Consider the following 11808-nt stretch of genomic DNA (forward strand, 5'->3'; position numbering starts at 1 on the left):
AGGCTGCGGGCGCACCATGTCCGTAGTTCGGGTGTGTCGGGGCGGTGTTCGGGGTTCGGGTGGGTCGTGCAGTAGGCGACGAGTCGTTTGGTTCCGGGGGTGTCCTCGCGTGCGAGTACGACGCAGGACGTGATGTCGGGGTGTTTCAGGAGTGTGGATTCGATTTCGCCGAGTTCGATGCGGTGGCCGCGGATTTTGACCTGGTGGTCGATGCGGCCGAGGTATTCGATGGTGCCGTCGGGCAGTCGGCGGACGAGGTCGCCGGTGCGGTAGACGCGGGCGCCGGGATCCGTTCGGACGGGGTGTGGGATGAAGCGTTCGGTGGTGAGTTCGGGGCGGTTGAGGTAGCCGCGGGCGAGGCCGGCTCCGCCGATCCAGAGTTCGCCGGGTACGCCGATGGGGGCGGGTCGGGCGGATTCGTTCATGACGAAGAGTTCGGTGTTGGCGATGGGGTGGCCGATGGTGACGGTGTGCGTTTCGGGTTCGATGTCGGCGGCCAGGGACCAGATGGTGGTTTCTGTGGGTCCGTAGAGGTTGGTGACGCGGTGGGCGCGGTTGGTGAGGCGGTGGGCGAGGTCGGGGGGCAGGGCTTCGCCGCCGGTGAGTATGTGCAGGTGGGTGGCCTGGTCGGGCAGTACGTCGACGAGTGTCTGCCAGACGGAGGGGGTGGCCTGCATGACGGTGATGCCGTGTCGGGTCAGGAGGGTGGCGAGTGCGTGGGGGTCGCGGGTCTGTTCCCTGTTCGCGAGTACCACGTGGGCCCCGGTGATCAGGGGTAGGTACAGCTCCAGGTTGGAGATGTCGAAGGTGACGGTGGTGACGGAGAGCAGTCGGTCGTCGGCGGTGAAGGCGAGTCGGTCGCGCAGGGCGAGGAGGAGGTTGGTGAGTGCGCTGCGGGGGATCTCGACGCCTTTGGGTGTGCCGGTGGATCCGGAGGTGTGGATGACGTAGGCGAGGTCGTTGCCGGTGGCCTCGGTGGGCAGGTCGGTGTCGTTCTCGCGTGCTACTGCTGCGGCGTCGGCGGCATCATCCACGCTTACGACCGCGGCGCCGGTGTCGGGTAGTCGTTCGCGCAGGCTTTCCTGGGTGACGACGACGGGTGCCGCTGTGTCGTGGAGCAGGAAGGTGAGGCGGTCGAGCGGGTATGCGGGGTCCAGGGGTATGTAGGCGCCGCCGGCCTTGAGAACGGCGAGCAGGGCGGCGACCAGGTCGGGTCCGCGTTCGAGGCATACCGCGACCAGGGTGGCGGGGCCGACGCCGAGTGTCCTGAGGTGGCGGGCGAGCCGGTTCGCTCGGGCGTTCAACTCCCGGTAGGTGAGGGACTGTTCGCCAAAGGAGAGGGCCACGGCGTCCGGGCATTCGCGTGCGCGTTCCTGGAACAGCTCGGGGACGCCGAGGTCCACCGGGAAGGGTGCGGCCGTGTCGTTCCACTCCACCAGGAGCCGTTCGCGTTCGGTGGCGGTCAGCAGGTTCAGTTCGCCGATCCGGCGGTCGGGGCCGGCGGCCGCGGAGGCGAGGAGCTCTCCGAAGTGGCCTGTCATTCGTTCGATCGTCGCGCGGTCGAAGAGGTCGGTGGAGTACTCGACGCAGGCCGTGATGCGGTTGCCGTCCTCGCGGAACGACATCGTCAGGTCGAGGGCGGAGGTCGTGGCCTCCAGGGACAGCGCTTCGGTCTCCAGTCCCTTGAACTCCCATTGTCCGTCGAAGCCGTCCTGGGCGGCGAGCATCACCTGGAAGAGCGGGGTGCGGGAGAGGTCGCGCTGTGGGGCCAGTTCCTCCACCAGGCGTTCGAAGGGGACGTCCTGGTTGGCGTAGGCGTCCAGCGCGCGGCCCCTGACCTGCCGCAACAGCTCACGGACCGTCGGGTCGCCGCCGAGGTCGGCGCGCAGGACGAGGTTGTTCAGGAAGAACCCGACCAGCCCCTCGGTCTCCGGCCGGTTCCGTCCCGCGATCGGCACGCCGACCGCCACGTCGGACTGCCCCGAGTACGTGGAGAGCAGCACTTGGTACAAGCCGAGCAGCACCATGAACAGCGTGCAGTCCTCGCGCCGCGCCAGCTCCCGCAGCCCACCGGTCACCTCGGCCGGCACCTCGAACTCAAGGCTCGACCCGCGCCCCGACCGCACCGAGGGCCGCGGCCGGTCCGTCGGCAGCTCCAACGGCTCCAGACCCGCCAACACCTCACGCCAGTAGGCCAATTGACCATCAACAACCGATGCGGATAAGTCGTCGCTACCCACAGCCATCGCTCCGAGAACCTCTCTAGGCACAGGTCGGCACCCCTCTCGTGCGGGTTGGAGTTCTCTCCGCAGGGCATGCAGGAGAGCTCGCAGCGCACAATGAAGGGGGCACATCAAGAATGAAGACAAGCCAGTCGGACAACACTCAAGAATGAGGTGCTCAGCGCTTGGCGGTCGCCGCCGCAACTCCTTCAGGAGCCTCATCGTCACCGTTGGGCGACGACGGGAACTTCCGCATGGTGCGCAGCGGCGAAAGGAGAATCGGAATAAAGGCGAAACAGCCCGCGGCGGCACACACGAAAAGCCCCTGGCGTACCCCGAGCCACCCAGCCACGGCGCCGCCCAGTACGGAGCCGACGGGCATGAAGCTCCAGGTCAGGAATCGCATCGTGGCATTTACTCGCCCGAGATATTCATCGGGGGTCAGGGTCTGTGTGCAGCTGACTTGAGTGACATTGTAGACGACGATCATAAACGCCGTGACACCGTCGGCGCAGGCCGCGATCCAGAGCGTCCAGCCGGATCCGACAAAGGGAAGGACGAGCGCAAAAGGGGAGCCGAGGAGCAGGATCAACCACATGGCAGGACCGGGGCCGGCCTTCTCGGAAATCCGCCTCGCCAGGAAGGACCCGAGGAGCCCACCCGCTCCGGATACGCTCAGGAAGATTCCGATCAAGGCGGGCGACAGATCGAGCGTCCTCGCCAGGAAGAGCATCATCACCGTGTAAGCGGCATACCACGTCAAGTTCAGCCAGGCGGAGGACCCGGCGATCGCGAGGAGCCGAGAGCTTCCGCGCACCAGACGGAGCCCAGCCCCGATCTCCTGGAGCATACGGGATTCCGTTCCACGGACCGGCTCCGCCTCTTCGGCGCGAATCCGTGCGATGCAGGCCGAGGAGATCAGAAGGCCGACGCTGGTCACCACGAAGGAGACCGGAGCCGTGAGCAGTGCCACGGCCTGACCGCCCAGTGAAGGGCCACCCACGGCAAAGACCTGCTGGACGCCGGTGAGCTTCGCATTCCCCTCCAGTACCCTGTCCCGACCCACAAGGCTGGGGAGATAACTCTGGTACGCGACGTCAAAGAATACGTTGCACACGCCGAACAGGAGAACGGTGGCGTAGAGCTGCCAGATCGAAAGGAGGTCGACCCACCAGCACAGAGGAATGGAAAGAAGAATGAGAGAACGCGCAAGCTGGCACAGGGCAAGGATTCTGCGACGCCGAAGCCGGTCCACCCACACGCCGGCCGGCAGGCCGACCAGCAGGAACGGGAGAGTGAGGAAGGTGGAGACGAGCCCCACTTCGAACGCTCCGGCATCCAGCGCAAGGACTGCGACCAGCGGGATGGCGATCCTCGCCACACTGACACTGGCGGCACTCACTGCCGTAGCGGCGAAGAGCCCCCTGAACCCTCGGTCTTCTAAAATTCCCGGCTTTTTGGTCATGAAGTTACCATCATAGACAACCAGTCACAGTAAATTGGCAAGGATTTCGCCGTTCGGCGGTCCGGAAAATGATGCCACCGGGGTGGCGAAATTTGCGACAGCATTCGCGAACTGGCCATCTGGAAAATGTCTCGTGCGGGGCCGGCGCGTCAAGCGGAGTGGTGCATCCCGATGGGGGTGGATCTGTCCTGCCGGCCGGATCTCCACGAACGGGGGGGCCTGGCCACTCCGTCGGTCCCTTGTCCCGGCGTTCGACGTCTCGCTGTCGACCGTACACCGCCGGTGCGCCGCCCCCGCGACGGCCGGGCCTTCGAGGCCCTGGTCATGGTGGTCCGGTGGTCCGGCCCGGACTCGACAGTGGCGAGCGGGGTGACTGCCACGGGGGGAAGGCCGTACGCACCGTCTCCTGGCTGCTCGGCCACCGCCAGCTGACCGTGCGACAGGAGCGGGTCGGCGACCGGGCCAACGCTATCCCCGTCCTTGCTGCAGCTCTGGCCTGCGACAAGGGACTCGTCGGACTCACCGCACGGGACATCCGCCAGGGCGACGTGGGACACGAGGGGCTCTCCTTCTGCATAGGCATCCCGCATGGGTTTCGCCGAGACGAACGGAGTGTTGTTGCAATGTAACATTGCACATGTCTCAGTGTGTGGGGCGATGGCTTGAAGGTCAACTACATTCTCGGCACCCGCAGTTCGTGATCATCGGCGCACGGTCGCGGTGGCGGTGAGGATGTCCAGGTGAGCCGCCCCCACGGGCGGATGCGGAGGCCCGCGGCGTGCAGGGCGGGGCTGGAACTGTACGTGGTGAGCATGTTGTTGGGCGACCGGGCCGAGGGAGAGGACGAGCGGGGGCAGGGGCAGGGGCAGGTGACCGAACCGGGTGGGCAGGATGGCTGGTTACCGCCCCTCCTTCAAGGGGTGCGGAAATCCGTGGGCGGCCGCACGGAAGATCACGTACTGTGTGGCTCCACGCCCCGAGACGAACGGAAGGAGGCGAGTGCCGTGCGGTTCACACCTTTCCAGCGCTCCCTCTTCCGCTGTCCCGGCGTGGTTCGTGAGGTCTGACCGGGAGCGCTCCAAGCAGCCTGTATCCCGGAGGAATCCATGACCGATCCGGTCATCCGCGCGCTCTCCGCGAGCGACGCTCATCTCTTCGACGCACTCCCCGACCCCCTGGGCGCCCGTGAAGGCCATCGGCGTACCCGGTTCCGCCCCGACTGGAAGCGCGTCGGTACGAACTCCTGGTGGAGCGCTTCCTGTACCGCTGGACCCCGGAGCGAGGTCTGCCCGAGCGGCCCCGGTCGCCTGTTCCTCCCGGCGGGCCGGGCGGCCTGGCGAGGAGTAGCACGCGGTGGGCGGTCCGGTCCGAGAGCAGGGCCGGACCGCCTGCCGGCGCCGGCCTGCCCGGTCCGCTGGCTTCGCGGACCGGGCAGGTGATCAGTTGTCGGACGGGTCTTGGGTGTTCAGCAGCTCAGGTTGTTGCCCGGTACGGTGCCGAGCAGCTGGGTGAAGCGCTGGTAGGCGTTGATCCGGCTCTGCACCTGTGCGGGGTTGCCGCCGTTGCACTCCAGTGAGCCGTTGATGCTGCGGATGGTCTCGCCGAAGCCGTAGCCGTTGACGATCGCGTTGTGGGGGGTCATGGTGCCCGGCCCGTTCTGGGTGTTCCAGTACCAGAGTGCGGTCTTCCAGGCGACGGCCGGGTCGGTCTGCACCAGGTTGGGGTTGCGCAGCAGGTCGATGCCGAGGGCGTCGCCGGCCGCCTTGTAGTTGAAGTTCCAGCTCAGCTGGATCGGGCCGCGCCCGTAGTACGCGGCCTGCCCGGCCGGGCAGCCGTACGGCTGTGAAGTGTCGCAGTAGTGGGGGTAGTTGGCGGTGTTCTGCTCGACCACGTAGACCAGCGCGCCGGTCTCGTGGTTGACGTTGGCGAGGAAGGCCGCGGCCTCCTGCTTGCGGACGGTGTCGCTGCCGGTGGCCGCGAAGGCGGGGTAGGCGGCGAGGGCGTCGATCAGGCCCTGGTAGGTGTAGAAGGGGTTCCGGTTCGGGAACATCTGGTCGAACTGGGCCTGGCTGACCGGGAATCCGCTCGGGTTCGGCGTGCCGGTGGACGTGGACGTCGGCGTGGCGGTCGGGGTCGGGGTCGTCGTCGGGCCGGTGCCGCAGCCGCCCTGGTCGGACCAGACGCCGGAGCCTCCGGTGCTGGGCGGCTCGTTCTGGGTCCACCACTTGGCGAGCCAGTTGTGGCCGTTGTAGGAGACGGCGCCGCCGCCGGTGTAGACGGCCGTGGAGTTCCAGGGCGTGGCGCAGACGGCGGCGCTGGCGTTGGCCGCGGGCAGCAGCAGGACCACCGCCAGCGCCGTGGCGACGGCGGAGAGCAGTGCGAGCAGGCGTTTCGTGGACACTTGATCACCCCTTGTGCGGTGTGGGGCCGCACGGTCGTGGAGGTAGGGACGTCGGGGCAGGGGAGCCGGGCCCCGCGGGTGGGGGCACGTCGTGGGGGACGGGCCGACCGGGGTGCGGGCCGGTGCGGGGCTGACCCAGACTCAAGCGGAATGGTCTATACCTGTCAAGGGGTTCCCGGAAAAAGACGCACCCCGCGGAACGGCCGGGGAGGAAACAGGGGCCGGGGGCGGCTCCGGCTCGGGGGAGGGAGCGGGTGCGAGGCCTCCGCGCCCCCGCGCGCCGCACAGGACCGAGGCCGACGCGCGCAGCGGCACGAGCGCCTGGGTATCGGGAAGTCGGTATCGGCAAGTGGGTATCGGGCGATCACGGGAGGTTCCATGAGTGAGCAGCAGGAAGTGCCGCCGATCTCGATCTTCTACCGTCGCGACGGGCTCGGCCCGGGCCCGGCACTGGGTGAGGTCCAGCGCGGGGACCGGGTTCGGCGCGTCCAGGACTTCTGGCTGCACCGGGTCGGTGAGTACTGGCTCGTCACCCGGCACGCCGACGTGCGGCGCGTGCTGGCCGACCAGGAGACGTTCGCGATGTACGACCCGCAACGCGCTCCGGTCCTGCCGAACGAGCTCCTCAACATGGACCCGCCGGAGCACACACGGCTGCGCCACGTCCTGACGCCGGAGTTCACCGGGAAGCGGATCCGCTCACTGGAGCCGATGATCCGCACCCTGGTCGGCGAGCTGATCGACGCCATGGAATCGCGGGGTCCCACGGCGGACCTGATGGCCGACTTCGCCCTGCCGCTGCCGCTCGGGGTGATCTGCGCGATGCTCGGCGTTCCCGACCCCGACCAGGGGCAGTTCCACCGCTGGTCCCGTACCACGCTGGATCTCGGGCTCCCCATCGAGGAACGGCTCGCGGCCGGCCGGGAATCGCACGCGTACATGGCCTCCCTGGTGGCGGAGAAGCGGCGCAGCCCGGACGACGGGATGATCGGCATGCTCGTCCGGGAGCACGGCGGCGCGGTGTCGGACTCCGAACTGGTCGGCGTCTGCGAGTTGCTGCTGCTCGCCGGCCACGTCACGGTGTCCAACACGATCGGCCTGGGCGTGCTCGCCCTGCTGTCGCACCCGGAACAGGCCGACCGGTTGCGCGACGCCACCGAGGGCGATCCGGTGATCGACACCGCCGTCGAGGAACTTCTGCGGTACCTGTCCGTGTCCAGCACCGCGCTGGCCCGGACCGCGCGGTGCGACACCGAGATCGGCGGCGTGCCGATCAAGGCCGGTGACCAGGTCGTCTGTCAACTGCCGGTGGCCAACCGCGACCCGGCGCTCGGCGCCGGGATGGACCGCTTCGACATCGCACGCAAACCCGTGTCGCACCTGGCGTTCGGGCACGGCCCGCACCACTGCCTCGGCGCTCCGCTGGCCCGCGCCGAACTGCGGATCGCGGTGCCCGCGCTCCTGCGGCGTCTGCCCGGTCTCGCGCTCGCGTGTCCCGCCGAGGACGTGCCCTACCGCGTCAACAACGAGGTCTACGGCCTCGACGCACTGCCTGTCACCTGGTGACCCGTGGCGTCGACGGGAACCAGGGCGGCGCCGGGCACGGTGCGACGGACGTCCGCCGCGGCCTCCGGCACCCCGGCCGCACCGTCCAGGCAGGTCGGAGAACGGCTTCACCGGGCGCGACACCACCTTCAGGACCTGGAACCAGCCCCACCCGGCCCGCATACTGGCGGGAGCCGACGGCATCCCGGTCCACGGCGACCAGCGCTCGGAGCGGGACGTGGGACGCGGGACGAGGCAGCACTCGGTCCGGCGCGGGTGCCGGGGCGTCCGCCGTCCACCGACGCCGACGAGGAAGTACCCGCCATGACCTACACCGTGGATTTCGACACCGTCTCGACCGTCGGTCTGGAGTCTTCACCCGTCGCGGAGGCGCTGGCCGGTCTGCGGGCGAACGAGGCCCGCTACTTCAGGAACAAGTACGACCACGCCTTCACGGTGGAGCCGGCCGGCGACGCCCGGGAGGCCGTCGACTGGGTGCACCGGATCCTCAAGGAGGAACGGGACATCGTCATCGCGTCCCGCCCGCTGGAGGCCACGGCCTTCCAGGTCGAGAACATCCGCATGGCCTATGTCTTCTACGAGAGCGGGCTGTCGGTCAACGTGATGTACACCGTCGACGACGCCAAGAAGCGGGCGGTCGGGTTCAAGCTCTCCGAGGGGATGGAGATCCCGGAGGAGCTCGCCTCCCGCTTCAAGTTCGCCCGGCAGAAGTCGAAGCTCGCCGGTGTCATCCGCGGCTCGTTCTTCGTCGTCAAGAACGAGTACTGACCGCCGCACCCCCGCGTCCGGCCCCCGCGTCCGGCCCCGCCCCCGGCCCCAGGGACCGGAGCGACCGGGCGACCGGGGCGCCGGCCGGGGGTCCCGGTTGCTCCCGGTGTCACGACTGCTCACCCGCCCGCAGTTCGGTGGCGATCCGGCGCCGGCCGGCGACCAGCGTCTCCACCACCACCCCGAGCCCGACCAGCAGGGCCAGGCCCGCGGTGGGCAGCAGCACCGGCACCAGCACGGGGACGACGACGTCCCCGACCTTGGCGCCGACCAGCGTCGAGATGTCGAAGGCCCCGCCCAGCAGGGCGACCGCCGCCAGTGCGACCAGGCCGCCGCCGACGGCCGCGGCCAGGGTCTGCGGCAGCGCCTCGGTCATGATCAGTGCCAGCCCCTGCCGCGGCCGCATGCCCATGGTGCGCAGTCGGGCGAGCACGGCGGTGCGGTCGGGCGCGGCCCGGAAGAGCGTCAGCAGGACGGCGAGCAGGGCGAATCCGGCTCCGGCGGCGGCCGCGTACCGGAACAGCCGCCCGGCGGCGTGCTGCAGCGGGTCGTCACCGAGCGCGGCGGCGGTCTCCCGGCTGCTGTGCACGGTGTATCCCGAGGGCAGGCCGTGGGTGTCCTTGCCGACGGCGGTGGCGTCCTCCGCGATCAGCTTGGCCAGTCCGACCGGCCGGTCCCCGCTGTTGTCCCGCAGGACCGTTCTGACCCGGTCGGGGTCGACGTCGCCGACGGCGAACCACGTGTTGACGCGCCTGGTGTCCGGCAGTCGTTCCCAGGCGGGGCCGGCGGGGACGACGACGAACGGCTTGCCCGGGTCCGGCAGTGCGGGGGTGGCGCCGACGACACCGGCGACAGTGAGGTGCAGGTCGTTGCCGTTGGGCGTGCGCACCCGGGACGGCCCTGCGGCCAGGCGTTCGGCCAGGTCGCGGCTGACCAGGGCGGGCACCGGGGTGTCCCGGCCGCCGCCGGACGTCCCGGCCAGCTTCGCCGGATCGAACCCGCCGACGCCGAGGGCCCGGGCTATCTCGGCGTACGCCGCCGGGTCGGCCACCACCACCAGGTCGGCCTCGGTGTAGTCCCGGTCGGTGGCGAAGAAGCGGGCTCTGGGCTCGATCCAGGCCGCGGTCGAGGCCCGGACGCCCGGCAGGGCGGCGGCGGCCTCGGTGAACGGCGCGGTCAGGGTGGCGTAGTCCGGGAGGGCGACGCCGATGTCCCCGCCCGTGGCGATGCGCGCGGCGCGGGTCCGCACGTGGTCGACGGTGTCGAGCACGGTGGCGCCGAAGCCGGTCGTGGTGACGGCGATCAGCAGGGCGAGCAGCGGCAGCACGGAGGGCTTGCGGCGGCCGGAGCCGTCGCGGGCGGCCCGGGCGAGGCCGAGGAAGCCGATCGGGCCGCGGCCCCGGCCGGCGAGGGCGGCCAGCCGGCCGACCACCACCGGTTCGATCCTGGCCAGCAGCAGTCCGCCGGTGACGGCGAGCAGGAGCGGCGCGGCGACCAGCAGCGGGTCCACCCCGGCCCCGGGGTGGCCGACACCCCGGCGCCGGACCTCCGCCACGGCCGCGGCGGTGACCGCCAGGACGGCGAGTTCGCCGACCAGTCGGCGGCGGCCGCCGGCCGGTCGTCGACGGGACCACAGCAGGGCCGCGCGGACCGGAAAGGCCAGCAGCGCGATCAGGGTCGCGACCAGGGCGGCCGACACCGCGCGGTCCCACCGGGGGGTGGGCAGCAGCACCAGGGCGAGGGCCGTGGCGAGCACGGCGGCGGGCAGGACGGTGACCGCCCCCTCGCCGATCAGCCGTCGCAGCACCCCGGCGAGGGAACCGCCGCGAGCCCGGAGCAGCCGGATCTCGGCGGCGCGCCGGTCGGTGGTGAGCGCGGCGGCCAGGAAGAGCACCACGGTGGCGACGCCCGCGACGCCGGCCGGGCCGATCGCGCTGAGCGGCAGCGAGGCACGGTAGCGCTCGTCCGCCCGGGTGAGGACGTCGGGCAGGCCGGAGACGGTCTGCAGGTCGGCGCGTCCGGTCGCGTCGAGGAGGGCGGTGGCGTCGCGCCCGGTCAGGAAGGATCTGATGACGTCGCGGGTGCGGTCGATCCGGTCGGCGTGCAGCGAGGCGGGGTCGACGGGCAGCCGCCAGAAGTTCTCGGCGGTCGAACCCCAGCGGACCAGCGCGGGCAGGCTGCCGCCGTCGACGAACCCGCTGGTCGTCCAGTGCTCGTGGTCGGGCTTGGTGTTCAGGCAGGCGCGGGCCGGGCAGCCGAGGTCGTCCCAGAACGGGTCCTGGGGGTCGTTGACCCGGTAGAGGCCGACCACCACGGTGGTCCGCCTGGCGCCGGAGCTCTCGACGCCGTTGTCGATGACGTCACCGAGTTTGATGCGGATGGTCTCGGCGGCCTTCTCGCTGACCACGATCGGCAGCGGACCGCCGACGGCGCCGGGGGTCGGCCAGGTGCCGTCGGTGAGGGTGGCCCGGGCGGCCAGGTCGTGCAGGTGGAGCAGGCTGAGGACCGGGTAGGGCTCCTTGTCCGAGATGTGGGCGTACCCCGGATTGGCCATGGAGTGGTCGCCCAGGGCGCGGGCACCGTAGGCCTGCCCCGCTCGGGACGGCGTCAGCCGCCGGCCGACCTGTTCGACCAGTTGCCGCTGCACCCGGTCGAGTTCGACGGCGGTGTCGTCGTCCCGGGTCCTGGAAGTGGTCTGCAGGCTGGTCTGGTTGGGGCCCTTCCCGCCGACGAAGTCCTGGAGTGCCGTGTCCGCGCCCCGGTCCGCGATGCGGGGGAGGGCCGCCGCGAGGAAGACGGTGACGAACGCGAGGGCCGCCATGAGCAGCGCCGACAGCGGGTTCGCCCGCAGCCTGGTGCGGACCCAGCGCGGTGGGCGGTGGGCGGAGTCGCGGGTGGGCACGCGGGTGCCGGCCCGGGCGGTCACTTCTCCTCCACGTGGCGCAGCCTGCGCACAACGGAGCCGAGCATCACGTTCCTCCCCCGGTCGCGCCCCGGTCGCATCCCGGCCCCACGCGTCGATCCGGTCCGGGGAGGTCGGCTGCGGACGGGCACCCTGCGGGCCCAACCGGCGCACTGATCACCGGCATTCGGTCACCGGATAGCGGACGATGCTGTCAGATTCAATCCGGGAACGGAAGGGACTCGCGCGATTCACGTGAGCAATGAGCGAATTCCTCGTACCGTCCTCGGTCCAATCGGGAACATGCCATTGAAATGACGTGCGCACTCCACGGCTCGGGCCGTCTCGCACCCCTTGTGACCAGGGGACCTTCCTTTCACGAATTCCCCGCCCGGGACGGTGAACCGAAGAAGCCGTCGTATTCGTTCGCCCGGCCGCACCGTTGGGACGTCATCACACCCGAGGGCCGCTCCCGCCGTTCGGC

6 protein-coding genes and 1 pseudogene are annotated in these 11808 nt (G+C 70.3%); 3 read left to right on the plus strand and 4 right to left on the minus strand.

The genetic code is table 11. From position 1 onward, the window contains the following. Together ACFVGO_RS38595 and ACFVGO_RS38600 are read right to left on the minus strand one after the other, a co-directional pair. A partial coding sequence (locus tag ACFVGO_RS38595) for an amino acid adenylation domain-containing protein (RefSeq protein WP_380636841.1) occupies positions 1–2246 on the minus strand: 2246 nt, incomplete at its 3' end. Between the two features lie 154 nt (positions 2247–2400). Continuing rightward, positions 2401–3687, minus strand: a complete 1287-nt coding sequence (locus ACFVGO_RS38600) for an MFS transporter (protein WP_359906851.1) — start codon at positions 3685–3687, stop codon at positions 2401–2403. A gap of 1106 nt (positions 3688–4793) precedes the next feature. On the opposite strand from ACFVGO_RS38600, the pseudogene ACFVGO_RS38605 reads away from it, so the two are divergent. After that, positions 4794–4937: pseudogene (locus tag ACFVGO_RS38605) on the plus strand (GNAT family N-acetyltransferase); the annotation flags it as partial. 215 nt (positions 4938–5152) lie between these two features. Here ACFVGO_RS38605 and ACFVGO_RS38610 read toward each other — a convergent pair. Then, positions 5153–6088 (minus strand): glycoside hydrolase family 19 protein, encoded by a 936-nt coding sequence (locus tag ACFVGO_RS38610; protein WP_380636843.1) that lies wholly within the window; start codon positions 6086–6088, stop codon positions 5153–5155. A gap of 378 nt (positions 6089–6466) precedes the next feature. On the opposite strand from ACFVGO_RS38610, the gene ACFVGO_RS38615 reads away from it, so the two are divergent. Continuing rightward, entirely contained in the window at positions 6467–7654 is a 1188-nt protein-coding gene (locus ACFVGO_RS38615) for a cytochrome P450 (RefSeq protein ID WP_359906846.1), read from the plus strand. A gap of 303 nt (positions 7655–7957) precedes the next feature. Beyond that, positions 7958–8422 carry a phage tail protein gene (locus ACFVGO_RS38620; RefSeq protein ID WP_359906844.1) on the plus strand — a complete coding sequence of 155 codons (465 nt, stop codon included), beginning with the start codon at positions 7958–7960 and terminating at the stop codon, positions 8420–8422. A gap of 109 nt (positions 8423–8531) precedes the next feature. On the opposite strand, the gene ACFVGO_RS38625 is transcribed toward ACFVGO_RS38620, so the two are convergent. Then, positions 8532–11348, minus strand: a complete 2817-nt coding sequence (locus tag ACFVGO_RS38625; RefSeq protein ID WP_380636846.1) for a hypothetical protein — start codon at positions 11346–11348, stop codon at positions 8532–8534. Positions 11349–11808 lie beyond the last annotated feature (460 nt).

The organism is Kitasatospora sp. NPDC057738 (assembly GCF_042798815.1).
Classification (GTDB): Bacteria; Actinomycetota; Actinomycetes; order Streptomycetales; family Streptomycetaceae; genus Kitasatospora; species Kitasatospora lactacystinica.